Raw genomic sequence first — 24,476 nt, forward strand, 5'->3', positions numbered from 1 at the left:
CATGGCACAGGTCACATGCGGAACACGCCGAAGCGCGTCTGCTGCGGGGGAGCGTTGAGGCTGGCCGACAGGGCCAGGGCCAGTACCCGGCGGGTATCGACCGGATCGATCACGCCGTCGTCCCACAGGCGCGCACTGGCGTAGTACGGGTGGCCCTGCTGCTCGAACTGGTCGCGGATCGGTGCCTTGAACGCATCCTCTTCCTCGCCCGGCCACTGCCCGCCCTTGGCTTCGATGCCATCACGCTTGACCGTGGCCAGCACGCTGGCGGCCTGTTCGCCGCCCATCACGCCGATGCGTGCGTTCGGCCACATCCACAGGAAATTGGGCGAGTACGCACGGCCGCACATGCCGTAGTTACCGGCACCGAACGAACCACCGATCACCACGGTGAACTTGGGTACCTTGGCGCAGGCCACCGCCATGACCAGCTTGGCCCCGTCCTTGGCGATGCCACCCTGTTCGTATTTGCGGCCGACCATGAAGCCGGTGATGTTCTGCAGGAACACCAGCGGAATGTTGCGCTGGGTGCACAGCTCGATGAAGTGCGCGCCCTTCAGCGCGGACTCGGAGAACAGGATGCCGTTGTTGGCGATGATGCCGACCGGATAGCCGTGCAGATGGGCGAAGCCGGTGACCAGCGTTGCGCCATAGCGCGGCTTGAACTCGTCAAAGCGCGAGCCGTCGACCAGTCGCGCGATCACTTCGCGCACGTCGTAGGGCTTGCGCGTATCAGCCGGGATCACCCCGTACAGTTCGTGCGCCGGCAGCAGCGGTTCTTCCACCGGCTGCAGCGCCATCGCCGCTTCGGGCTTGCGCCAGTTGAGCTGGGCGATGATCGCGCGCACCCGTGCCAACGCCTGCAGGTCGTTGTCGGCCATGTGGTCGGCCACACCGGAGATGCGTGTGTGCACGTCGGCACCGCCCAGTTCTTCGGCCGTCACCACTTCACCGGTGGCCGCCTTCACCAGCGGCGGGCCGCCGAGGAAGATGGTGCCCTGCTCGCGCACGATCACCGTCTCGTCGCTCATCGCCGGCACGTAGGCGCCACCGGCGGTGCAGCTGCCCATCACGCAGGCGATCTGCGGGATGCCCTGCGCGGAGAGATTGGCCTGGTTGTAGAAGATGCGGCCGAAATGGTCGCGGTCCGGGAACACCTCGTCCTGCAGCGGCAGGAAGGCGCCACCGGAATCGACCAGGTAGATGCACGGCAGGTGGTTCTGCTCGGCGATCTCCTGCGCGCGCAGGTGTTTCTTCACTGTCACCGGGTAATAGGTGCCGCCCTTGACCGTGGCATCGTTGGCCACGATCACGCACTCCACGCCGCTCACCCGGCCAATGCCTGCGACCACGCCGGCGGCGGGCACGGCATCGTCGTACATGCCGTGCGCGGCCAGCGGTGCGATCTCCAGGAACGCGCTGCCCGGGTCGAGCAGCGCATCGATGCGATCACGCACCAGCAGCTTGCCGCGTGCGGTGTGCTTGGCCCGCGCCGCCTCGCTTCCACCCAGGGCGGTGCGGGCGAGGGTGGCGTGCAGGTCGTCGACTACGGCCTGCATCGCCGCGCGGTTGCTTTCAAACGTTTCGCTGCCCGGTTGCAGCTGGCTGCCTAGGATGCTCATGGGGTGCCTTACAGGGTGCGCTGGAACAGTTCGCGGCCGATCAGCATGCGGCGGATCTCCGAGGTGCCGGCGCCGATTTCATACAGCTTGGCGTCGCGCCACAAGCGGCCGGTCGGGTATTCATTGATGTAGCCGTTGCCGCCGAGGATCTGGATCGCCTGGCCGGTCAGCCACGTTGCCTTCTCGGCGGCGTACAGGATCGCGCCGGCCGCATCCTGGCGGGTGGTACGGCCCTGGTCGCAGGCGCGCGCCACGGCATACGCATAGGCGCGGCAGGCACCCAGGCCCACGTACATGTCGGCGATCTTGGCCTGGATCAGCTGGAAGCTGCCGATCGGCTCACCGAACTGGTGGCGTTCGTGCACGTACGGCATGACCACGTCCATGGCTGCAGCCATCAGGCCCAGCGGGCCGCCGGACAGCACCACGCGCTCGTAGTCCAGGCCGGACATCAGCACGCGCACGCCGCCGCCGACCGCGCCCAGCACGTTTTCTTCGGGAATCTCGCAGTCCTGGAACACCAGTTCGCAGGTGGGCGAGGAGCGCATGCCCAGCTTGTCCAGCTTCTGCGCGGTGGAGAAACCCTTCATGCCCTTCTCGACCAGGAACGCGGTGATGCCCTTGGCGCCGGCTTCGACATCGGTCTTGGCGTACACCACCAGCACGTCGGCGTCGGGGCCGTTGGTGATCCACATCTTGTTGCCGTTGAGCACGTAGCGGTCGCCGCGCTTGTCCGCGCGCAGCTTCATCGACACCACGTCCGAACCCGCACCCGGTTCGCTCATCGCCAGCGCGCCGACCTTGGCGCCGCTGCACAGGTCCGGCAGGAAGCGCTGCTTCTGCGCTTCGGTGCCGTTCTTGCGCAACTGGTTCACGCACAGGTTCGAGTGCGCGCCGTAGGACAGGGCGATGCCGCCGGAGGCGCGGGAGATTTCTTCCATCGCCACCACGTGGGCCAGGTAGCCCATGCCGGTGCCGCCGTATTCTTCTTCCACGGTCAGGCCCAGCAGGCCCTGTTCGCCCAACTTGGGCCATAGTGCCAACGGGAACTGGTTGGTTGCATCGGCCTCGGCCGCGAGCGGCGCGATCTCGGCAGCGGCAAAATGGGCCACGCTCTGGCGCAGCAGGTCGATATCTTCGCCGAGGTCGAAGTTCAGGGATGGCACGTGCATTGCGATGGCTCCACGAGGGAAGGTGGGGAATGGACGCACCCGGAAGGGGAAGCGGGCGGCTGTTCAGAGCAGCGGCCCGCGCGGGCGATTGGACCCCAGCGTAGCGGGGTTCGGGTAAGAAGTGAATACAAATTCAAAAATTGAAACCAGACTCATAACATGGCCTACAAACGCTCAGCATTGATGGAAGAACGCCTGGCCGGGGCCCGTGAACGGATCCTGCTGGCCACCCGCGAACTGGTCGCCACCGGCGGCTGGCGCAACGCGCCGGTAACCGCCGTGGCCACCCAGGCCGGGGTCTCCACCGGCCTGATCTACCGCCACTTCCCGTCCAAGGCCGAGCTGTTCGTGGAAGTGCTCAACGCTGCCGTGGCCCATGAGGTGGCGATCATGGAGCGCATCGCCAGTGCGCCGCAGCCGGCCAGCGTGCGCCTGCGCCAGGCCATCACCGCCTTCGTGCGCCGTGCCCTGGCCGGCCCGGGCCTGGCCCATGCCTTCATCGTCGAACCGGTGGACCCGGACGTGGAAGCCGAGCGCATGCGCGGCCGCCGTGCCTTCGGTGACGTGTTCCTGCGCCTGGTGGAAGAGGGCGTGGCGGCCGGTGAACTGCCGGCACAGGACGCGCACGCTGCCGCCGCCTGCCTGGTGGGTGCCTTCACCGAAGCGATGGTGGGCCCGACCGCACCCAGCCGCGAAGCGCACCGCGACGAGGACGCACTGGTCGAGGCCATCTGCAGTTTCTGCCTGCGGGCTGTTGGCGCAGGGTGATGCCGCCGTTGCGCATGCCGGGCGGCTTCTGCCGCGCTTCGCGCTCGCCGGGCGCGGTCCGGCGCCACCCGCACGCGGCCACGGCCGCATGCTGCGCCGCACCAGCTGTGATGCCTGTTGTCGTGCGTGGCGTGCGTTCTATACTCGGCCCATCACGCAGTCGCTCAGCCGTGGTCCAACGACTATCAGCCAGGGGTAACGAAGAGTGCGGAATTACGATCTGGAGTTCCTGAAACGCTTCTCCATGGTGATCGCGCTGTTGATGGCCATCACCCTCGGTCTGATCCTGCTGGCCGCGTTCATCCACACCCGGATTCCGCCCGAGGTGTCGCCCACCGCCGCCAAACGCACTGAACAGCGCATCTCGCCCACTGGCGCGGTATACGCCGGCAGCACCGGCGCCGCCGCGCAGGCCGCGGCCAAGGCCGCAGCGCTGGCCAAGGCCGCCTCGCAGGTGGCCTACGGCGGTACCAAGGACGGCAAGGTGATCTTCGACAACCTGTGCACCGCCTGCCATACCACTGGCGTGGGCATGGCGCCGACGCTGGACCACTCGCACTGGGACAAGCGCCTGGCGCAGGGCAAGGACACCCTCTACAAGCACGCCATCGAGGGCTACACCGGCCCCGACGGCGGCATCATGCCGCCCAAGGGCGGCAACCCGGCGCTCACCGAGGAGCAGATCCACGCCACCGTGGACTGGATGCTGGGCAATCTGAAATAGCGGACGCCGCCGCGTCCGCTGGTAGTGCCGGCCGCTGGCCGGCAGCCTCATGATCTTTGGTAATGCCGGCCGCTGGCCGGCAGCCACGCATCGCATGAAGGTCATGAGGTTGCCGGCCAGCGGCCGGCACTACCCCAGCTTTGCCCACCAAGGCCGGAACCCCGCTGCGCAGGCGGGGTTTCGCATTTCAGGGTTAGTCTGTGCGCCTCTTCCGTGGAGTCGTCTGTCGATGCGTCGCCGTTCCCTCGCCCTTGCCCTGTCCCTGCTGATGCCGGCATCCGCTTTCGCCCAGGCCCAGCCACAGGTTGCGCCGACCTCGGCGCCTGCGCCACGCAGCCCAGCCACCGTCACCTTGGCCGCCGCGCCGGCCGACTGGCGTGCACTGGATGGGCAGCACGTGCGCATCGCCGCGCCGCTCACCCTGGCCGGCACCGATGGCCTGGAACGCTTCGGCCAGCTCACCGTCGCCTTCGATGGCCGCCTGTGGCAGCCGACCGAAGTGGCCGCGCCCGGCAGTGCCGGGATCGAACAGGTGATGGCCGACAACCAGCACCGCCGCCTGCTGCTGGACGATGGCAGCAATGCGCGTGATCCGGCCAGCGTCGCCTATCTGCCGGGCAACCCGGTGCTGCGTACCGGCATGCAGCTGCGCAACGTGGAAGGCACCGTGCGCGTGGACGCGCAGGGCCGGCCCAGCCTGCAGGTGGATGGTGTACTGAAGCTGCCGGACCTGCAGCGCCCGGCCGTGCCGAGCGTACCCGGCCGCCTGCACATCGCTGCGTTCAACCTGGAGAATTTCTTCAATGGTGACGGCAAGGGCGGTGGGTTCCCGACCCTGCGCGGCGCGCGCACGCTGGACGAGCACAAGGCGCAGGTCGGCAAGCTGGTCGCCACCGTCAACGCGCTGGGCGCCGACATCGCCGCGCTGATGGAACTGGAGAACGACGGTTACGGCCCGCAGTCGGCCATCGCCGAACTGGTGGATGCGCTCAATGCCGGCCTCGCCGCAGACAAACAGTGGGCGTTCGTCGATGCCGGCCAAGGCCCCGGCAGCAATCCGATCCGCGTCGGCATCATCTACCGCAAGAGCGAATTCAAGCCGCTCGGCACGCCGTTGACCAAGCTCGACGGCCCCTTCGTCGAACACAGCCGTGCGCCGCTGGCACAGGCCTTCCAGGGCAAGGGCGCACCGTTCATGGTGGTCGCCAACCACTTCAAGTCCAAGGGCTGCCGTGATGCCAGTGGCGCCGACGCCGACCGCAATGACGGGCAGGGCTGCTGGAACGCCACCCGCGTGGAATCGGCCAGGCAGCTCAACACCTGGGTGCAGGCCGAAGCCGCCCGCCTGAAGGTGAAGGACGTGGTGCTGATGGGCGATTTCAACGCCTACGCCATGGAAGATCCGATCCGCACCCTGCACGACCTCGGCTGGCAGGATGCCTTCAAGGTGGCCAAGGTCGAACAGCCCTACAGCTACGTCTACAACGGCTACACCGGCCGCCTCGATCATGCGCTGCTCAGCCCGACCATGGCCAAGCGCCTCGCCGGCGCCGCCGAGTGGCACAGCAATGCCGACGAGCAGGACGCCAGCGGCTACCAGGGCCGCAACGTGCAGGGCCCGTGGCGCAGCTCCGACCACGACCCGCTGCTGCTGGGCTTCGATCGCTGAGTGGGTGCCCGGCCGGCCCTGTGCGGACCGGCCGGACGGCCTGCTGCTCATCGCCAGTAGTAGCGCTCGATGCGGAAGGTTGCACGGCAGCCGTTGTCGACCCAGATCGTGCCGCGGTCCACGCCCCAGTCGCGTCCCTGCAGGCAGGAGGCATGTGACTCGCGGTTGATCAGGTGCACGCTGTCCTTCTGTGAGACCTGTGCATGGCAATGCGCGCGACGCTGGTCGCGGCTGCTGCAGCTCACCACTTCCGAGCTTGAATCGCCGCGATGGGTTTGTACGGGGGGCGGATAGGCGGGATAGCGCGGATAGGCCGGTTCATGTGATGGATAGCCGATCCCGCCGCTGAAATCGGGATAGCCTCCGATGCTGCTGCAACCGGTCAGGGTTGCGGCCAGCAGCATGAGAGCGCACACGTGTTTCATCACATTCTCTCCAGATGCAGGTCCGGTCGAGTCTAGGCAGCGGGATGCCCATCACGACGGAACTGCACTGTGAGCGGCGTCAACGTATCAATCGAAATGCGCAGCAGGATCGGAATCTTCTGCACCGGCTATCGGCAACGGCGCGAACTGTGCGCATCAACCCAGCGCGATCAGGGTGATCGCGACTACCGCCAGCGCCAGTCCGAGGCGGTTCCACCGGCTCATAGGCTCGCCGAAGGCGAATACGCCAACCAGCGCACCCAGCACCACCACGCCGATGTTCATGCCGGCGAACACGGTGGCCGGGCTGTCCGGCATCGACTGGTGCGCATGCACATAGAAAAGAATGTTGCCGCCGTTGAGCAGGCCCAGCAGTGCACCCGCACCCAGGTTGCGCCAGGCCAGGCGGCTGCGCCCACTGAAATGCCGCCACAACTGCAGCGCCAGCATCAGCACGAAGGCCACGCTGAAACTGGCCAGCACCGCCGCCATCGACGGCGTGCCCGACAGCGCCACCTGCTTGAGCAGCACATCCACCACCGCGAATCCGGCCCACACACCCAGCAGCCAGCCCCAGCCGCCGGCGGAAGCGGCCACTGCCGGGCCGCGCGGACGCAGGCTGATGGCCACCATCGCCAGCAGGCCCAGGCCCAGCCCCACCAGCTTCCACGTGCTGGCGCTCTGGCCAAAGAACAGGAACGCCGCCGCCAGCGACAGCAGCAGCGACAACCGCTGCGCCACATCACTGCGGACGATGCCGGCCACCGCCACCGCGCGGCCCAGCACCAGGAAGATCGAGGGCAGCGCCACCGCCAGCGCCAGCAATGACAGCCACGGCGCATGCGGTCCGCGCAGTGCGTCCAGTGGCGGCTGCAGCACCACCGCCGTCATCGTCGCCGCCACCAGGTAGTTCCAGGTCACCATCTGCGCAACGTCCAGCTGGCGACGGCCAGCCAGCTTCAACAACACCGAAACCAGCACACTGCAGATCACGGCCAGGGACAGGTAGAGCATGGGGCGGGCACAGGGCAGCGGCGGGGGACGCTATCATGGTGCCATGCACACGCCCTCGTTCCCCGTCGCCCCCGGCGAAACCGCCTGCATTGCACTGGAGGGCCCGGTTGGCCCGCTGGAAGTGCTCGTCGACCTGCCCAAGGCCGATGTGCCGGTGCAGCCGATCGTGGCCATCATCTGCCATCCGCTGTCCACCGAAGGCGGCACCCTGCACAACAAGGTGGTCACCATGACCGCCACCACCCTGCGCGAGCTGGGCATTGCCACGGTGCGCTTCAACTTCCGCAGCGTCGGCGGCTCTGCCGGTGAATTCGACCATGGCGTGGGCGAGCAGGAGGACCTCAAGGCCGTCACCGCCTGGGTGCGCCAGCAGCGCCCGGACGACCGCCTGTGGCTGGCCGGTTTCAGCTTCGGCGCATTCGTTTCGCTGAAGGCTGCCGCCGAACTGCAGCCCGAAGCGCTGATCTCGATCGCGCCGCCGGCGGGCCGTTGGGACTTCGATGGCATCGCGCCGCCGGCCCGCTGGCTGGTGATCCAGGGCGAGCAGGATGAAATCGTCGACCCGCAGGCCGTGTACCAGTGGCTGGACACCCTCGATGCCCCGCATGAACTGGTGCGCATGCCCGAAACCAGCCACTTCTTCCACCGCAAGCTGATCGACCTGCGCGGCGCGCTCACCCACGGCGTCAAGCATTGGCTGGGCACGGCGGCATGAGCGAGGTGGAACTGACCCCGACGCAGCGTTATGCGGCCGGGGTGGAACGCGGCGATTGGCAGAACGACCCGGCCCAGCATGCGGCCCTGGCCGAGCTGGACCGGATCCATCTGGCCCTGGTGGACAGCGCCGAGGACGGCTGGCTGGACCGCCTGTCCTCGTTCTGGAAGAAGCCCGAGCCGGTCAAGGGCCTGTACTTCTGGGGCGGCGTCGGCCGCGGCAAGACCTTCCTGGTCGACCTGTTCTACGACGGCCTGCCGATCAAGCAGAAGTACCGCACCCACTTCCATCGGTTCATGCGCAGCGTGCATGAGCGCCTGCGCGAGCACCAGGGCCAGAGCGACCCGCTGGCGAAGATCGCCCAGGAATGGCGCAGCAACCTGCGCGTGCTGGTGCTGGACGAATTCTTCGTCACCGACATCGGCGATGCCATGCTGCTGGCGCGCCTGCTGGAGCGGATGTTCGCCGAGGGCGTGACCCTGGTCACCACCTCCAACACGGCGGTGGAAAACCTGTACCTCAACGGCCTGCAGCGCGAGAGCTTCATGCCGGCCATCGGCCTGCTGCAGCGCTACTGCGTGGAGCTGTACGCCGAAGGCACCGAGGACTACCGCATGCGCGCGCTGACCCGTTCGCCGGTGTACCGCGCGCCGCTGGCCGCCGACAGTGACACCTGGCTGGCTACGCGCTGGGGCGAGTTGAGCGGTGGCCAGCCGGCCAAGGCGGGCAACATCGAAATCGAGAGCCGCAAGATTCCGGTGCGCGCGCGCGGCAAGAGCATTGCCTGGTTCGACTTCGCCGCCCTGTGCGAAGGCCCGCGCGGGCCGTCGGACTACATCGAGATCGCGCACGAGTTCAACACCGTGCTGCTGGGGGGCATTCCGGCCTTCGATCGCCTGAACGAGGATGCCGCGCGCCGCTTCGTCAACCTGATCGACGAGCTATACGACCGCCACGTCAACCTGGTCTGCACCGCCAGCACCTCGCCGGTCGAGCTGTACACCGGTACCCGGCTGCAGGGCGCGTTCGAGCGTACGGCCTCGCGCCTGATCGAAATGCAGAGCGCCGAGTACCTGGGTACCCCGCACCGGGCGTGACAACCGGGGCGGATGCCGGCCGCTGGCCAGCATCCGCCTGGTGCTTCCGCAGGTCATGGGCTGCCGGCCAGCGGCCGGCACTACCTGATGCTGCCCCGTCCACCGGCTGCCCACTGTCTGCCCACCACCTATCCACAGACTTGTCCCTCGCCTGCGTGGTCCTGTCATGTGAAGCTGTCATCGTTCCGCTGGTGGGGCGCTGATTGCCACCGCGATGACGTGTTTCGGGCTTGACTGCGCAGCCCGTTCCAGCAGGTCCAAAGCGTCCAAACCGGGCGCCGATGGCACGATCCTTGCGGCGCAAGGGATTGCCGAATTTCACTACATTTGGCGTTGACGGACCCAACTACCCCCACTATCTTGTGGCTGTCGGTTGTGGGGACCCCAAGCCGCCGGGTCCATGGAATGGATCGCCGGACTCTCCGGTGATACGCCCTCCATGCCCGCAGCGGCACCGGTCAGCACTGCCAGCGGCAGCCACAGGCGCAGGGTCTCAATTCCTGCGACACCGGTCTGCCACCCTGGGCTGTCATGTCCCGGGCCGCGTCACCCGATGCTCCGAGCCACCATCCATCACGCCAAGAGGACACACGCCGTGACCACCGAGACCAGCGCCACCATCGAGAAGGAAAGCGAATTCCTGTTGACGTCGCCGCCGACGTCCAACGCGATGAGTGTGACCAAGCGCAATGGCACGACCGAGCTGGTGGATCTGAACAAGATCGTCCGCGCGGTGCAGCGTTCCTCCGAGGGCCTGCACGCCGTCGATCCGATGCGTGTGGCCACCCGCACCATTTCCGGCCTGTACAACGGCGCCACCACCCAGGAGCTGGACGAACTGTCCATCCGCACCGCGGCGCTGCTGATCGGCGAAGAACCCGAATACGGCCGCCTGGCCGCGCGCCTGCTGGCCAACTTCATCGCCAAGGAAGTGTCCAACCAGGAAATCCACGCGTTCTCGCAGTCGGTGGGTCGTGGCCACGAAGTGGGGCTGATCAACGACCGCCTGCTGAACTTCGTGCAGACCAACGCACGCAAGCTCAACGATGCCATCGACAGCTCGCTGGACCTGAACTTCGATTACTTCGGCCTGCGTACCCTGTACGACCGCTACCTGCTGCGCCACCCGCACACCCGCAAGGTGATCGAGACCCCGCAGCAGTTCTTCCTGCGCATCGCCAGCGCGCTGAGCGAGGATGTGCCGGAAACCCTGGCGCTGTACAAGCGCATGGGCAACCTGGACTACCTGCCGTCCAGCCCGACCCTGTTCAACTCCGGCACCACCCACGAGCAGCTGTCCTCGTGCTTCCTGCTGGACTCGCCGCAGGATTCGCTGGAATCGATCTACTCCAAGTACGGCGACATCGCCCAGCTGTCCAAGTTCTCCGGCGGCATCGGCGTCAGCTACACCCGCGTGCGTTCGCGTGGCTCGCTCATCAAGTCGACCAACGGCCATTCCAACGGCATCGTGCCGTGGCTGAAGACCATGGATTCGTCGGTGGCTGCGGTGAACCAGGGTGGCAAGCGCAAAGGCGCGGCCTGTGTGTACCTGGAAACCTGGCACGCCGACATCGAGGACTTCCTCGAGCTGCGTGACAACACCGGCGACGAATCGCGCCGTGCGCACAACCTGAACCTGGCCAACTGGATCCCGGACCTGTTCATGAAGCGTGTCGAGTCGGACCAGGAATGGTCGCTGTTCGATCCGCGCGTGGTGCCCGAGTTCACCGACCTGTTCGGCGAAGCCTTCGAGGCCGCCTACCTGCAGGCCGAAGCACAGGGCAAGGCCAACCGCACCATCTCCGCGCGCAAGCTGTACTCGCGGATGATGCGCACCCTGGCCGAGACCGGCAACGGCTGGATGACCTTCAAGGACAAGTGCAACCGCGCCAGCAACCAGACCCTGCGTGCCGGCAACGTGATCCACCTGTCCAACCTGTGCACCGAGATCCTGGAAGTCACCTCGGCTGAAGAAACCGCGGTGTGCAACCTGGGTTCGATCAACCTGGGCAACCACTTCGACGGCAACGGCGAGTTCGATTTCGACAAGCTGGCCGACACCGTGCGCCTGGCCGTGCGCCAGCTGGACCGCGTGATCGACCTGAACTTCTACCCGATCGAATCGGCGCGCCGCGGCAACCTGCGCTGGCGTCCGGTCGGCCTGGGCTGCATGGGCCTGCAGGACGTGTTCTTCCGCAAGCGCCTGCCGTTCGATAGCGCCGAAGCCCGCGCGCTGTCGAAGAAGATTGCCGAGACCATCTACTTCCACGCGCTGGAAACCTCGGTCGAACTGGCCCAGGAACGCGGCAAGCACCCGTCCTTCGCCGACACCCGTGCGGCCAGCGGCGAGCTGCAGTTCGATGCCTGGAACGTGGTGCCGGAAGATGCCGCGCGCTGGGATGCCCTGCGTGAACGCATCAAGGAACACGGCCTGCGCAACTCGCTGATGATCGCGATCGCCCCGACCGCCACCATCGCCTCCATCGCCGGCTGCTACGAGTGCGTGGAACCGCAGGTGTCCAACCTGTTCAAGCGCGAGACCCTGTCCGGTGACTTCCTGCAGGTGAACCGCTATCTGGTGAACGAGCTGAAGAAGCTGGGCCACTGGACCCCGGAAATGCGCGATGCAATCAAGCTGGCCGACGGTTCGATCCAGGCCATCACCCAGATTCCGGAAACGCTGCGCCACGTCTACCGCACCGCATGGGAACTGCCGATGCGTTCGCTGATCGACATGGCCGCCGACCGTGGTGCCTTCATCGACCAGTCCGCCTCGCTCAACCTGTTCATGGAAAGCCCGAGCATCGGCGCGATGTCCTCCATGTACATGTACGCCTGGAAGCAGGGCATCAAGACCACCTACTACCTGCGTTCGCGTCCGGCCACCAAGATCGCCAAGACCACCGTCAGCCACACGGCCAGCGTTGCGCCGGAAAAGGTGTTCAGCCCGGAGGAGGCCATCGCCTGCTCGCTGGAGAACCCGGAAGCCTGCGAAGCCTGCCAGTAACACCGCGCGGTGGATTAACGCGCGGTGGGTGCCGACCGTTGGTCGGCACTGCTGCCCGACTACGGAAATACCAAGGTAGCGCCGGGCCATGCCCGGCGTTTTGACCCGAGAAGACAAGGAAACACCCATGGCCGACAAGCCCAAGCAGATGCTGCTCGATCCCGGTTTTGAACTGACCCTGCGCCCGATGCGCTACCCGCAGTTCTATGACATGTACCGGAATGCGATCAAGAACACCTGGACGGTGGAAGAGATCAACTTCCAGATCGACATCAGCGACCTGCACAGCAAGATGTCGCCGGGCGAGCGCCACCTGATCCACCGCCTGGTCGCCTTCTTCGCCACCGGCGATTCGATCGTGTCCAACAACCTGGTGCTGAACCTGTACCAGCACTTGAACGCACCCGAAGCGCGCATGTACCTGTCGCGCCAGCTGTATGAAGAAGCGCTGCACGTGCAGTTCTACCTGACCCTGCTGGACAACTACCTGCCGGATCCTGACGAGCGCGTCAAAGCCTTCGCCGCGGTGGAGAACATCGACTCGATCAAGAAGAAGGCCGATTTCTGCTTCAAGTGGATCGATTCGATCCAGGACCTGAAGCGCATCGAGACCCGCGAAGAGCGTCGTCAGTTCCTGCTCAACCAGATCTGCTTCGCGGCGTGCATCGAAGGCCTGTTCTTCTTCGCCGCCTTCGCCTACGTGTACTACTTCCGTTCGCGCGGCCTGCTCAACGGCCTGGCTTCGGGCACCAACTGGGTGTTCCGCGACGAAAGCGCGCACATGGAGTTCGCCTTCGAGTGCGTGGACGTGATCCGCGAGGAAGAGCCGGACCTGTTCGACGACAAGATGAAGCAGGATGTCTATGACATGCTGGCCGAGGCCATCGAGTGCGAAGTGCAGTTCGCCGAGGACGTGCTGTCCGGTGGCGTGGCTGGCATTTCCACCCGTGACATGCGCCAGTACCTGCAGCACTGCGCCGACAACCATTTCCATCGCCTGGGCATGGAGCGCAAGTACAACGTGCGCAACCCGCTGAGCTTCATGGAACTGCAGGACGTGCAGGAACTGACCAACTTCTTCGAACGCCGCGCCTCGGCCTACCAGGTGGGCGTGAAGGGCGAAGTCGCCTTCGACATGAACTTCTGATCGATCCAATCAGGCCTGTCGCGAAAACCCCGGCCAACGCCGGGGTTTTTCGTTTTTACGGTAGCGCTGGGCCACGCCCGGCGAGCGCGCAGCGCGGAAGGTTTTCAGGGTGCCGTGCGCATTCCGCCGGGCATGGCCTACCGCTACCGCCGCCCATCCACCGCCATGCGCACGGCCAACCCGGCCAGCACCGTGCCCATGAACCACCGTTGCACCGCCTGCCAGGTGGGGCGGGCGGCCAGGAAGCCAGCGATGCTGCCTGCCATTATCGCGATCACCGCGTTCACGCTCACGCTGACCAGCAGCTGGGTGGAGCCCAGCACCAGCGACTGCATCAGCACGCTGCCCTCGCTGTCCGGGTGCAGGAACTGCGGCAGCAGGGACAGGTACATCACCGCGACCTTGGGGTTCAGCACGTTGGTCAGGAAACCCATCGCGAACAGCTTGCGTGGGCCGTCCACCGGCAGATCACGCACCGCGAACGGCGAGCGGCCGCCGGGCTTCAGCGCCTGCCACGCCAGGTACAGCAGGTACAGCGCGCCGCCGACGCGCAGCGCGTCGTAGGCAAACGGCACGGTCATCAGCAGCGCGGTGATGCCCAGCGCCGCGCACAGCATGTAGAACACGAAGCCCAGCGCCACCCCGCCCAGCGAGATCAGCCCGGCCATGCGGCCCTGGCAGATCGAGCGCGAGATCACGTAGATCATGTTCGGCCCGGGCGTCAGCACCATGGCCAGCGAGACAAGGGCGAAGGCCAGCAGGTCGGACGTGGCGGGCATGGTGGGTTCACGCAGTGGGGGTGCCGAAGTGTAGCGCCGCCTGCACACCACCTGCCTTAAAATCCGTCTCACCCCACACCCGAACCGCCCCCATGACCCCCATCCCCGAGACCGTGCCGCCGACCGAAGTGCGCATGGCCGAAATCGTCTTTCCCAACCACACCAACCACATGGGCACCCTGTTCGGTGGCCAGGCCCTGGCATGGATGGACAAGGCCGCCTTCCTCGCCGCCGCCCGCTATTCGCGCCGCACCGTGGTGACCGCGCGCAGCGACCAGGTCGATTTCAAGCTGCCGATCCGCATCGGCCAGATGGTGGAAACGATCGGCCGCATCGTCGAGGTCGGCCGCAGCTCGATGAAGGTCGAGGTGGAGCTGATCGCCGAGGACCTGCACAGCGGCGAGCGCAAGCTGTGCACCCGTGGCCACTTCGTGATGATCGCCCTGGGCGACGATGGCCACCCGGTGACCGTGCCGCAGCTGCCCGGCGCGCCGGCGGCCTGAGCCGATGCTTGCGAGGGCGCCGGTGCGCCCCCATCTGGCTGCCATGACCCCGCCGCTCACCGACTTCATCGACCGCGCCCAGCGCTTGTTCGTGCTGACCGGCGCCGGCTGCAGCACCGCCTCGGGCATCCCCGATTACCGCGATGCCGATGGCCAGTGGAAGCGCACGCCGCCGGTGACCTACCAGGCCTTCATGGGCGAGGCCGCCACCCGCCAGCGCTACTGGGCGCGCAGCCTGCTGGGCTGGCCGCGCTTCGGCCAGGCCCGGCCCAATGGCACCCACCAGGCGCTGGCCGCACTGGAGGACAGCGGCAAGCTGCAGGTGCTGCTGACCCAGAACGTGGATGGCCTGCACCAGCGCGCGGGCAGCCAGAACGTGATCGACCTGCATGGCCGCCTGGACCTGGTGCGCTGCATGGGCTGCGAACGCCGCAGCGAGCGTGAGGCGTTCCAGCAGCGGCTGCTGCAGGCCAACCCCGGCTGGGAATTACTGCAGGCCGGTATCGCGCCGGACGGCGACGCCGATCTGGAAACCGACTTCTCCGCGTTTGCGGTGCCCGACTGCCCGCACTGCGGTGGCCTGCTGAAGCCGGACGTGGTGTTCTTCGGCGAAAACGTGCCGCGTGAACGTGTGGCTGCGGTGCATGAGCACCTGCAGCAGGCGGATGCAGTACTGGTGGTGGGTTCCTCGCTGATGGTCTATTCCGGCTTCCGCTTCGTGCAGGCCGCGGCCAAGGCGGGTCTGCCGGTGGCCGCGCTGAACCGTGGCCGCACCCGTGCCGACGACCTGCTGCAGTTCAAGGACGAGCGCGACTGCGCCGAGGCGCTGGCCGGGTTCGTCATCGGGTAGCGCCGGACCATGCCCGGCGGAAACGGGCTGCCGCGCTGTGCGCTCGCCGGGCGTGGCCCGGCGCTACCCACAACGCGCCCCCACGAAACAGCGATCCACCCACACGGTTGATCTATCGGCCGCACAGCGGTGCAATACGCACCCCCTTTGGTACACCCCCACTGCCGTGAGCCAGCTGTTTTCGCCGATCTCCTTCGGCCCCCTGACCCTGTCCAACCGCATCGTCGTCGCGCCGATGTGCCAGTACTCCGCCGAAGACGGCCGCGCCAGCGACTGGCATGCCATGCATCTGGGCAACCTGGCGCAGTCCGGCGCGGGCCTGCTGATCCTGGAGGCCACCGCAGTCGAAGCGCGCGGCCGCATCAGCTGGGCCGATCTGGGCCTGTGGGATGACGGCACCGAAGCGGCCCTGGCGCAGGTGCTGGCCAGCGTGCGCCGCTGGTCGCCGATGCCGCTGGGCGTGCAGCTGGGCCATGCGGGCCGCAAGGCCTCTACGACGCGCCCGTGGGATGGCGGTGGCCAGCTGCCGGCCGATGATGCACGCGGCTGGACCACGGTTGCGCCGTCGCCGCTGCCGTTCCATGCCGCCGATCCGGCACCGCAGGAACTGGACGAGGCCGGTATCGCCGAAGTCGTTGCCGCTTTCGCCGCCAGTGCGGTGCGCGCCGAGCGCCTGGGCTTCGAGCTGATCGAGATCCACGCCGCGCACGGTTATCTGCTGCATCAGTTCCTGTCGCCGCTGAGCAACCGCCGCACCGATGGCTACGGCGGCTCGCTGCCGAACCGCCTGCGGATGCTGGTGGAAGTGTTCGACGCGGTGCGTGCCGCAGTGTCGGACAAGGTCGCCGTAGGCGTGCGCATCTCCGCCAGCGACTGGGTCGAGGGGGGGTGGGACATCGTGCAGAGCGAGGCGCTGGCACAGGTGCTGGACGCGCGCGGCTGCAATTTCCTGCATGTGTCCAGCGGCGGCCTGCACGAGCGCCAGAAGATCAGTGTCGGCCCGGGCTACCAGGTGCCGTTCGCGGCGGCGATCAAGGCCAAGAAGGTGCGCATGCCGGTGATCGCGGTGGGCATGATCACCGAGCCGGAGCAGGCCGAATCGATCCTGCGCCACAACCAGGCCGATGCCATCGCACTGGCCCGCGGCATCCTGTACGACCCGCGCTGGCCGTGGCACGCCGCTGCTGCACTGGGCGACAGCGTGGTGCCGGCACCGCAGTACCTGCGCTGCGAACCGCGCGACGCACGCGGCGTGTTCAGCCCGCGCTGAGCACTACACCTGCCAGGCCGGCGGCAGGCCGGCCTGCAGGTGCTCGAACAGCGCGCGGATCTTGGCGGTGAAATCGCGGCGGTCGCTCACGCAGAAGTAGACGTCCATCGGTTCCGGCTGCCAGTCGGTGCCGCAACCGAACACGCATTGCAGGCGACCATCGCGCAGGTAGGGCTCGGCCACGAACGCCGCCAGCCGGGTGATGCCGGCACCGGCGGCGGCCAGCTCGGCCAGCGCGTCGATGTCATCGCAGACCATGCTCGGCGGCAGCGCGGCATCCACCCGCTCGCCGTCCTTCAGCAGGCCCCAGCGCAGTGGCCGGCCATCGGTGGGAAAGCGATGCAGCAGGCCGCGATGGGCGGCCAGCTGCGCCGGTTGCAACGGCGTGCCGTGCGCCTGCAGGTACGCCGGCGAGGCGCAGAACACGAACGGGATGCGTGCCAGTGGACGTGCCACCAGCCCGTCCTCCAGCTGCGCGCCGATGCGGATGCTGGCATCCACCGCCTCGGCACCGTGCTGCACGGCGCGATCGGTCAGGCGCAGCTCCAGCTGCAGCTGCGGGTAGCGCTGCTGCAATGAGGGCAGCAGCGGTGCCAGCACGTGCCGGCCGAACGCGCTGCTGCTGGCGATGCGCAGGGGCCCGGCCGGCTCCACGTCGCCGGCGGTCACCATCGCCTGCGCGCGCGCCAGGTCGGCTTCGATATGCCGCACCTGCGCCAGATACACCGTGCCGGCCTCGCTCAGCGCCAGCTGGCGCGTACTGCGGTTCAGCAGCCGCACGCCCAGGTGGGCCTCCAGCCGGTTGATGTTCTGGCCCACGGCGGTGGCGCTGATGCCAAGGGTGCGCGCCGCAGCGGCAATGCTGCCGGTCTCTGCGGTGCGGGTGAAGCTGCGGATGAGCTGCAACAGGTTCATGACCGACCAGCTTGCCATGCGGAAGGCCAAGTATCGCTTGGGTCTGTCCCAAGCAGTCGGTTGCATCGGTGACCATCGTTCACCGCGCAGCGGCGCTGCCCTACACTCCGGCGATGCGCCCCGATTCCATCCTCACTCTCTCCTGTCCCGACCGTACCGGCATCGTCTACCGCGTGTCGGGCCTGTTGTTCGACCACGGCTGCAACATCCTCGACGCCCAGCAGTTCGGCGATGAGGAGAGCGGTCGCTTCTTCCTGCGCGTGCACTTCGACCGCGATGCGGGCCTGCCGCTGGACACCGTGCACGCCGCGATGGCCGCACTGGCCGCAGACTTCGGCATGGACTGGCAGCTGCATGATGGCCGCCGCCGGCCGCGCCTGCTGGTGCTGGTCAGCAAGCAGGGCCATTGCCTGAACGACCTGCTGTTCCGTGCCCACAGCGGCCAGTTGAAGGTGGACATCGCTGCGGTGGCCTCCAACCATGCCGACTTCGCAGCACTGGCAGCGTCCTACCAGGTGCCGTTCCACCACCTGCCGGTGAACGCCGACACGCGCGCGGCGCAGGAACAGCAGATCATCGATCTGGTCGAGCGCGAGCGCATCGACCTGGTGGTGCTGGCGCGCTACATGCAGATTCTCTCGCCCACGTTGTGCCGTGCGCTGGCGGGCAGGGCGATCAACATCCACCACAGCTTCCTGCCCAGCTTCAAGGGCGCGCAGCCGTACCACCAGGCGCACGCGCGCGGGGTCAAGATCATCGGCGCCACCGCGCACTACGTCACCGAAGACCTGGACGAAGGCCCGATCATCGAACAGGACGTGGCCCGCGTGGACCACGCGATGACCCCGCGCGAGCTGGTACGGCTGGGCAGCGATACCGAATCGCAGGTGCTGGCGCGGGCGGTACGCCGGCATGTGGAGCACCGCATCCTGCTCAACGGGCACCGCACGGTGGTGTTCAGGTAACGCGGGCAGTGCCCGGGATGGAGCCCGGCAATTGCCCACGATGCGCCCGCTGCTGCTGCTGGACTGGCCTGGGACAGGTGGAACGCACGCCATCGATATGTTCCATCAGCCCTTTGGGAATGGATGACCACATCGGATCCAATACAAAATCGACCCCTTCACGCCGGGCGAGCTTCGCGGCGGGCACGAAGTCGGCATCGCCGGCCATCAGGATGATCTGGCGGACCTGGCGCTTGAGGGCGAGTGAGGAAATGTCGATGCCGATGCGCATGTCCACGCCTTTCTGTCGCACATCCGGTTGCAGCTCATCGGCCTGAAGATCGCCGAAGGTCCGCTTGCCCTTGAGCAGGTCGTCGAAGGTTCGCGATCCGGTCGTCCACGAACTGAAGTCGGTGAGGTGGCCAAGACGCAGGGCGACCTTCCATTTCTGCTTCAGCGCCTCGTGCAGGCTGGATCTGAACAGTGCTTCGTCGGATCGCGAGTAGTCGATGCACAGCCCCGAAATCGGGTTGTGCATCTTCTTGCGCAGCGGCGGGCAATCGTAGAAGAAGATGCGATAGAGATCGCGTTGCTCGCCACTTGCATGCTTCAGATGGGCGATGGCCCATCGGTGAGCGACCTCGGCGGCGCGTTGAGCGTTGTAGGCGTTGTGGGGCTCGATGCGGCGAAAGCGTTTGATGAAATAGCCGCCATCAATGAGAACTGCCGTCGGCATACCGTTGCCCTCCTGGCTTCGTCCAATGAAAAAGCCCTCGGTTCGGCCGTCCCGCGATCTGTTGGGGGGCGTACTTGGAGGGCTGGATGGGCTCGATTCTGCAGGGGGCGAATCAGGCGCACAAGCGGCAGAGGCGACACGCTGCCTACAGGATCGCGATCCTCGCCTTCGCCAGGGCTTCGCGCACCATGCCGTCATTGGCCTCGGTCACCGGCCGGGTGAGCTCCCACAGGAATTTCACCCGGAAACCCGACTTCACCGCGTCCTGCGCGCTCCACAGCACGCAGTAGTCGCGGGCCAGCCCGCACACGTGCACCTCGCGGATGCCGCGTTCGTGCAGCCAGCCGGCCAGCCCGGTGGCCGGGCGCGTGCCGTCCGGGCCGTGGTTCTCGCGGAAGGCACTGTAGGAATCCACCTGCTGGCGGCTGCCCTTGCGCAGGATCAGGTCGGCCACGGTCCAGTCCACGCCGGGGTGCAGGGCGGCGCCGGTGCTGCCCTGCACGCAGTGGTCCGGCCACAGGGTCTGCGGCTGTGCATGCAGCAGGATGGCTTCAAAAGGCAGATGGCCCGGGTGCTGGCTGGCGAACGAGGCGTGGTTGGCCGGGTGCCAGTCCTGGGTGGCCACCACGGTGCGGTAGCGGCGCTCGGCCAGCAGCGCGTTGATCGGTGCCACCAGCGCATCGCCCTGTTCGCAGGCGAGGGCGCCACCGGGCATGAAGTCCGGCTGCAGGTCGATCACCAGCAGGGCGACATCAGCGGGCAGGGCGGTCATGGCAGGTCCAGCACAACGGAAGATGGGCGGCCAGCGTGGCCGCCCATCGCGCGCACGTCAATCGCCGCTGGCGGTGTCGTTGTCCTGCCCGTAATACAGCAGGCCGATCCTGATGCGCTCGCGGCCGTTCTCGCGACGATGGCGGTTGGCATCGCGCAGCGAGTAGACGCAGCCACAGTACTCCTGCTGGTAGAACTGCTCGCGCTTGCTGATCTCGATCATGCGGCTGGCACCGCCGCCCTTGCGCCAGTTGTAGTCCCAGTACTGCAGGCCCTCGTAGCGCGAGGCGGCGCGCACACCACAGTCGTTGATCTGCGCCATGTTCTTCCAGCGCGAGATGCCCAGCGAGGAGCTGATGGTGTCGTAGCCGTGCTCGTGCGCGTACAGCGCGGTGCGCTCGAAGCGCATGTCGAAGCACATGGTGCAGCGGATGCCACGCTCGGGTTCGTTCTCCATGCCACGCGCACGGCTGAACCAGTTGTCGGTGTCGTAGTCGCAGTCGATGAAGGGGATGCCGTGCTGTTCGGCGAAGCGGATGTTCTCCTGCTTGCGCAGCTCGTACTCCTTCACCGGATGGATGTTGGGGTTGTAGAAGAAGATCGCGTAGTCGATCCCGGAGGCGGTGATCGCCTCCATCACTTCGCCCGAGCATGGCGCACAGCATGAGTGCAGCAACAGGCGCTTGCCGTTGTCGGGAAGGGTCAGGGTGGGGCGTTGGAGCTCGGTCATCGTCGGGTGCATCTGGGCGTGGGCAGCGGGTCTGGACGGAAACCGTGAACAGGACGCGCGCGGCCACATCGCCTGCACGCGCAGGACGACGACGGCCCCGGCAACCTCCCCGCGGAGATTCCAGGTCGAGTCAGGGGACGGTCGTGTCCCCCGGCCGGGGCCGGTATTCGGGCTGATGGACACGGGCCGGCTGGCCCACCTACTACCTGCCGCTTCCCAGGCGCGAGCCCAGTGCTGTTGGCAGGATTCGTTTCCATTCACCGCTGCGGGGCAGCTCCGGAATGGGCGCGCAAGGCGCCTTCACCGGATTCCCGTTTAAATCCCTGCCGCCATCGAAGCCACGGCAGGGATACCTTCGGCGTGCCCACGGTGGACGCGTTGGCGGCAATGGTCAAGGGCCGATGAAAACGCAGGGCTGTGGCGCGTTTCTCAGGCTGTGAGAGTGCCTCTTGCCATACTGGGCACCGACAGACGGGAGGTGGCTCGTGGCGGCGAAGTACTGCGATCTGGTCATGAAAGGCGGCATCACCAGCGGCATCGTGTATCCCAACGCGGTGCTCGCACTGGCCCGCGAATACCGTTTCAAGAGCATCGGCGGCACTTCGGCCGGTGCGATCGCCGCTGCCGTGGCCGCCGCTGCGGCATATGGCGACCGCCACCAGCAACGGGGCGAACAGCTGCCTGGCGACGCCGGCTATGGCGGCCTGTCGGCGGTGTCGGCGCAGCTGTCGCGGCGTGGATTCATCTACAGCCTGTTCCAGCCTGCCGCCGGCGCGCGCGCTGCGTATCGGTTGCTGGTGGTGCTGACCGGCAACGCCGGCTGGCCACGCAAGCTGCTGTGCCTGGCCATCGCGGTGTTCCAGATCGCGCCGCTGGAAGTGCTGGTGTCGTTGGCACTGCTGCTCGGCCTGGGCTGGTGGGGCGGTGGCTGGAGCGGCGTGGCGGCGACCCTGCTGCCGTCGCTGCTGTGTGCCTACGGCGCAGGCGTGGCCGCCGCTGCGCTGCGCGTGGCTCGGGTGGCGCGGCGCAACCTGCTGGGCCTGTGCAGCGGGCTTAGCCGCAGTGCAGGCAGGCCGGCGCTGACCGAGTGGTTGCATGAAAGCCTGCAGCAGCTGTCGGGCAAGCCGATGGATGCACCGCTGACCTTCGCCGATCTGCACGACGCGCCGCGCTATGCAGGCGAACCGGATAGCCCGCATGCGATCACCCTGCAGATGATCACCACCTGCGTATCGCACAACGAACCGCGCACGCTGCCGTTGGGCGGGGCGCAGTTCTGGTTCCTGCGCGAGGAGTTCGAGCAGCTGTTCCCGGCCAGTGTGGTGCAGTGGATGGTCGACCGTGCCGGCCCACCGCGCGAGGTTGAAGGCCGCAACTACTACCATCTGCCGCAGGGCGCGTCGCTGCCGGTACTGGTGGCCACGCGCATGAGCCTCAGCTTCCCGCTGCTGATCAGCGCGGTGCCGCTGCATGAGCCCTCGCGTCGCGAACGTCGCTGCGAGCCGACGTCGACGGCTGCAGGAGAGGCCGGACACAACGTGGCCGACAGCATGGAAGGGCTGACCAGCGCGGGCCAGGGCTGTGGTCCGGTGATCACCGCGTTCCGGGTGTGCTGGTTCTCCGACGGCGGCATCAGCAGCAACTTCCCGATCCACCTGTTCGATGCCGCACTGCCGCGCTGGCCGACCTTCGCCATCAACCTGGTCTATCCGCAACGCCCCGAGCCGGTGGTGCGCGAGAGCGACAACCGCCAGGCGCTGGAACGCGCGGTGTTCCTTCCCACCGAAAACCGGCATGGATGGCAGCGACATTACCAGTCCATCGCCACGCCGCTGGCGGCCGGTGAGCTGGGCCGCTTCCTGTTCGCGGTGGTGGCTACCATGCAGAACTGGCGCGACCTGCTGCAGGCGCGTGCTCCGGGGTATCGCGACCGCATCGTGCATGTGAGTCTGCAGGGCGACGAGGGTGGCATGAACCTGGACATGCCGCAGGAGGTGCTGACCCGCATCGCCGACAAGGGCAGCCTCGCCGGTGCGCGCTTCTGTTCGTTCTCGTTCGAGAACCATTACTGGATTCGTTGGCGCAACCTGGCCTCGGCTTACCAGCGCTACACGCTGGAGATATCGCGCACCGATGATCCGGCGCAGCAGGTGCTGGCCTATCGCGCGGCCTATGCGATGGTGGCCACCGGCACGCCGCCACCGCCGTCGTACAAGCTGGGTTCGGAAGACAAGCGGCTGGCGTCGCAGCAGCTGTGGGGGCTGATGGTGGAGCAGGGCCGCAGCTGGGATGACCTTGGCCCCGACCTCACCGACGGCTCGCCACGGCCGTTGCCACAGATGAAGGTGACGCCGATCTATTGATCGCGGTGCGCCGCTGCGCTCGCCGGGCATGGCCCGGCGCTACCGTTGGCTATCGCCACGCCTCGACCACTGCATCGCCGCGCAATGGCGCATACAACGGCAAGGCCAATTCCTGCTTCACCCATCCCGGGTTGAGCGCGCGCAATCCCGCCAGGTATTCGCGGGCCAATGCGGTTTCACCCTGCGACATCGCCAGCCGCGCCGCGCGTGCCCATGTCCGGTCCCAGCCATGCGCCAGCGCCAGCGAGGTGGCCAGCGACGCACGTGCGCCGGCCACGTCGCCCTGTTCCCACTGCTGCTCGGCGCGGATGATCGCTTCATTCGAAAGCCGCATGTCGTACAGCTCGCGCAGGCGCGCCACGGCACGCGGATCGGCATCCACGCGCAGGTCGGTGTCCTGCCAGTCGCCGCCAGGCGTGCGCACCAGCAATGCCGCCGACCATTGCCCGCTGCGTTGTCCACCCGCCGCTTGTCCCGCTTCCAGCGCTGCCAGCAGGCGCGCGGCAAGCGCACCGTGGGTGGTCGTAAACGCGCGTTGCATCGCCGCCAGCACGTCCGGCCCGGCCAGTCCGTTGCCTTGCACGCTCACCTTGCCCTCGCCAACGGCACCGGCCCAATCGGCCCGCTGCGCGGTCGCGCCGGTGTACTGCGCGTTGCCGCCTCGCGCACTGACCAGCCCGACCTGGCGCTCGGCGATGGTGGTGCCATCGAAGTCGCCATCCTCGTCCAGCAACTGCTTGAGCACCTGTGCCGGCGTGCGACCTTCGGCCAGCAGCGCCAGCCCCTTCGAGCCGTAGGTCGGGTTGGTTTCGAACTGGCTGGCGACCGCGCCGACCTTCGCCTGCGCCCACGGCACGCCGACACCGCCGACGGCGAGGTTGTGCGTGGCGACAGCCACCCCGCAGTCACCGGCTTCGTTGCAGGCGGCAATGGAAAAGGTCGCCCATGCCGGTGCAGCGACAGCAGCGAGCAGCAAGGCCAGGCAAGAACGCAACAGGCACATGGGGCATCTCCAGGGCAGGCAATGCAATGGGATGCAGCCTACGCGCGGAAGGTTTAGTAGATCCACGCCATGCGTGGATGAATCCCCATCGAAATCGAATATTTCGACAATTCGTCGAAGAGCATCCACGCATGGCGTGGATCTACCGTGTCGACCAAGGTCGACACCCACCAAAAGCAGGCCATGCCACCCCGCCATCCCACGGAATGCCCGCTGTTGCTTTTGCTGTTGCCTTGGATTGAAGCAGGTGCA

At 67.0% G+C, this 24,476-nt stretch carries 22 protein-coding genes and 1 riboswitch; of the genes, 12 read left to right on the top strand and 10 right to left on the bottom strand.

The features are described 5' to 3' along the window. Window positions 1–11: 11 nt before the first annotated feature. Entirely contained in the window at window positions 12–1,622 is a 1,611-nt protein-coding gene (locus AC3WTC_RS05360; protein ID WP_025875797.1) for a carboxyl transferase domain-containing protein, read from the bottom strand. Window positions 1,623–1,630: 8 nt separating this feature from the next. Next, a complete protein-coding gene (locus AC3WTC_RS05365; protein ID WP_492710874.1) occupies window positions 1,631–2,794 on the bottom strand; it encodes an isovaleryl-CoA dehydrogenase in 1,164 nt (387 codons plus the stop codon). A gap of 159 nt (window positions 2,795–2,953) precedes the next feature. Here AC3WTC_RS05365 and AC3WTC_RS05370 point away from each other — a divergent pair, with 159 nt between their 5' ends. The 3 genes from AC3WTC_RS05370 to AC3WTC_RS05380 all read left to right on the top strand — a co-directional run bounded on the left by AC3WTC_RS05370 (window position 2,954) and on the right by AC3WTC_RS05380 (window position 5,955). Continuing rightward, window positions 2,954–3,562 carry a TetR/AcrR family transcriptional regulator gene (locus tag AC3WTC_RS05370; RefSeq protein WP_025875794.1) on the top strand — a complete coding sequence of 203 codons (609 nt, stop codon included), beginning with the start codon at window positions 2,954–2,956 and terminating at the stop codon, window positions 3,560–3,562. A gap of 205 nt (window positions 3,563–3,767) precedes the next feature. Beyond that, complete coding sequence (locus tag AC3WTC_RS05375) at window positions 3,768–4,286, top strand: c-type cytochrome (protein ID WP_025875793.1); 519 nt, start codon at window positions 3,768–3,770, stop codon at window positions 4,284–4,286. A 229-nt stretch (window positions 4,287–4,515) separates the two neighbouring features. Then, a complete protein-coding gene (locus AC3WTC_RS05380; RefSeq protein WP_492710877.1) occupies window positions 4,516–5,955 on the top strand; it encodes an ExeM/NucH family extracellular endonuclease in 1,440 nt (479 codons plus the stop codon). 47 nt (window positions 5,956–6,002) lie between these two features. On the opposite strand, the gene AC3WTC_RS05385 is transcribed toward AC3WTC_RS05380, so the two are convergent. Both AC3WTC_RS05385 and AC3WTC_RS05390 read right to left on the bottom strand, forming a co-directional pair. Next, window positions 6,003–6,380 (bottom strand): DUF3011 domain-containing protein, encoded by a 378-nt coding sequence (locus AC3WTC_RS05385; protein ID WP_218788390.1) that lies wholly within the window; start codon window positions 6,378–6,380, stop codon window positions 6,003–6,005. 156 nt (window positions 6,381–6,536) lie between these two features. Next, window positions 6,537–7,394 (bottom strand): EamA family transporter, encoded by an 858-nt coding sequence (locus AC3WTC_RS05390; protein ID WP_492710879.1) that lies wholly within the window; start codon window positions 7,392–7,394, stop codon window positions 6,537–6,539. A gap of 43 nt (window positions 7,395–7,437) precedes the next feature. Here AC3WTC_RS05390 and AC3WTC_RS05395 point away from each other — a divergent pair, with 43 nt between their 5' ends. The 4 genes from AC3WTC_RS05395 to AC3WTC_RS05410 all read left to right on the top strand — a co-directional run bounded on the left by AC3WTC_RS05395 (window position 7,438) and on the right by AC3WTC_RS05410 (window position 13,360). Further along, a complete protein-coding gene (locus AC3WTC_RS05395; protein ID WP_025875785.1) occupies window positions 7,438–8,109 on the top strand; it encodes an alpha/beta hydrolase in 672 nt (223 codons plus the stop codon). After that, window positions 8,106–9,206, top strand: a complete 1,101-nt coding sequence (gene zapE / locus AC3WTC_RS05400) for a cell division protein ZapE (protein ID WP_025875783.1) — start codon at window positions 8,106–8,108, stop codon at window positions 9,204–9,206. Before AC3WTC_RS05395 ends, zapE begins: the two co-directional genes overlap by 4 nt. Window positions 9,207–9,801: 595 nt before the next feature. Then, the gene (locus AC3WTC_RS05405; protein WP_483021539.1) at window positions 9,802–12,213 is read left to right on the top strand and encodes a ribonucleoside-diphosphate reductase subunit alpha; all 2,412 of its coding nucleotides are present in this window, start codon (window positions 9,802–9,804) and stop codon (window positions 12,211–12,213) included. Between the two features lie 127 nt (window positions 12,214–12,340). After that, a complete protein-coding gene (locus tag AC3WTC_RS05410) occupies window positions 12,341–13,360 on the top strand; it encodes a ribonucleotide-diphosphate reductase subunit beta (RefSeq protein ID WP_025875781.1) in 1,020 nt (339 codons plus the stop codon). A gap of 143 nt (window positions 13,361–13,503) precedes the next feature. Here the strand turns inward: AC3WTC_RS05410 and AC3WTC_RS05415 are convergent, their stop codons facing one another. Further along, complete coding sequence (locus tag AC3WTC_RS05415; protein ID WP_492710882.1) at window positions 13,504–14,139, bottom strand: LysE family translocator; 636 nt, start codon at window positions 14,137–14,139, stop codon at window positions 13,504–13,506. 92 nt (window positions 14,140–14,231) lie between these two features. Between AC3WTC_RS05415 and AC3WTC_RS05420 the strand changes: the two genes are divergently transcribed. The 3 genes from AC3WTC_RS05420 to AC3WTC_RS05430 all read left to right on the top strand — a co-directional run bounded on the left by AC3WTC_RS05420 (window position 14,232) and on the right by AC3WTC_RS05430 (window position 16,762). Beyond that, on the top strand, window positions 14,232–14,642 hold the full coding sequence (locus AC3WTC_RS05420; protein ID WP_025875773.1) for an acyl-CoA thioesterase: 411 nt from the start codon (window positions 14,232–14,234) through the stop codon (window positions 14,640–14,642). A 43-nt stretch (window positions 14,643–14,685) separates the two neighbouring features. After that, on the top strand, window positions 14,686–15,492 hold the full coding sequence (locus AC3WTC_RS05425) for an NAD-dependent protein deacetylase (RefSeq protein WP_025875771.1): 807 nt from the start codon (window positions 14,686–14,688) through the stop codon (window positions 15,490–15,492). A gap of 166 nt (window positions 15,493–15,658) precedes the next feature. Next, window positions 15,659–16,762, top strand: a complete 1,104-nt coding sequence (locus AC3WTC_RS05430; protein WP_492710885.1) for an NADH:flavin oxidoreductase/NADH oxidase — start codon at window positions 15,659–15,661, stop codon at window positions 16,760–16,762. Window positions 16,763–16,765: 3 nt separating this feature from the next. On the opposite strand, the gene AC3WTC_RS05435 is transcribed toward AC3WTC_RS05430, so the two are convergent. Beyond that, window positions 16,766–17,677, bottom strand: coding sequence for a LysR family transcriptional regulator (locus AC3WTC_RS05435; RefSeq protein ID WP_025875767.1), 912 nt, complete (start codon window positions 17,675–17,677; stop codon window positions 16,766–16,768). A gap of 113 nt (window positions 17,678–17,790) precedes the next feature. Here AC3WTC_RS05435 and purU point away from each other — a divergent pair, with 113 nt between their 5' ends. Next, window positions 17,791–18,642 (top strand): formyltetrahydrofolate deformylase, encoded by an 852-nt coding sequence (gene purU, locus AC3WTC_RS05440; RefSeq protein ID WP_093820901.1) that lies wholly within the window; start codon window positions 17,791–17,793, stop codon window positions 18,640–18,642. Here purU and AC3WTC_RS05445 read toward each other — a convergent pair. From AC3WTC_RS05445 to AC3WTC_RS05455, 3 genes are all read right to left on the bottom strand, one after another. Beyond that, complete coding sequence (locus tag AC3WTC_RS05445; protein ID WP_492710887.1) at window positions 18,635–19,357, bottom strand: NYN domain-containing protein; 723 nt, start codon at window positions 19,355–19,357, stop codon at window positions 18,635–18,637. The two genes, purU and AC3WTC_RS05445, sit on opposite strands and share 8 nt — an antisense overlap. Before the next feature lie 145 nt (window positions 19,358–19,502). Next, window positions 19,503–20,129 carry a bifunctional nicotinamidase/pyrazinamidase gene (pncA, locus tag AC3WTC_RS05450; RefSeq protein WP_032978166.1) on the bottom strand — a complete coding sequence of 209 codons (627 nt, stop codon included), beginning with the start codon at window positions 20,127–20,129 and terminating at the stop codon, window positions 19,503–19,505. 57 nt (window positions 20,130–20,186) lie between these two features. After that, window positions 20,187–20,858, bottom strand: coding sequence for an epoxyqueuosine reductase QueH (locus AC3WTC_RS05455; RefSeq protein WP_492710890.1), 672 nt, complete (start codon window positions 20,856–20,858; stop codon window positions 20,187–20,189). A gap of 141 nt (window positions 20,859–20,999) precedes the next feature. Beyond that, a riboswitch (cobalamin riboswitch) is annotated at window positions 21,000–21,216 on the bottom strand. Between the two features lie 154 nt (window positions 21,217–21,370). Between AC3WTC_RS05455 and AC3WTC_RS05460 the strand changes: the two genes are divergently transcribed. Next, complete coding sequence (locus tag AC3WTC_RS05460; protein ID WP_492710892.1) at window positions 21,371–23,221, top strand: RpoH suppressor; 1,851 nt, start codon at window positions 21,371–21,373, stop codon at window positions 23,219–23,221. A 49-nt stretch (window positions 23,222–23,270) separates the two neighbouring features. Here AC3WTC_RS05460 and AC3WTC_RS05465 read toward each other — a convergent pair whose 3' ends face one another. Continuing rightward, window positions 23,271–24,224, bottom strand: coding sequence for a DUF1028 domain-containing protein (locus tag AC3WTC_RS05465; RefSeq protein ID WP_492710893.1), 954 nt, complete (start codon window positions 24,222–24,224; stop codon window positions 23,271–23,273). Window positions 24,225–24,476: the final 252 nt, after the last annotated feature.

It is taken from the genome of Stenotrophomonas sp. FW305-C-20-S1 (assembly GCF_058783335.1).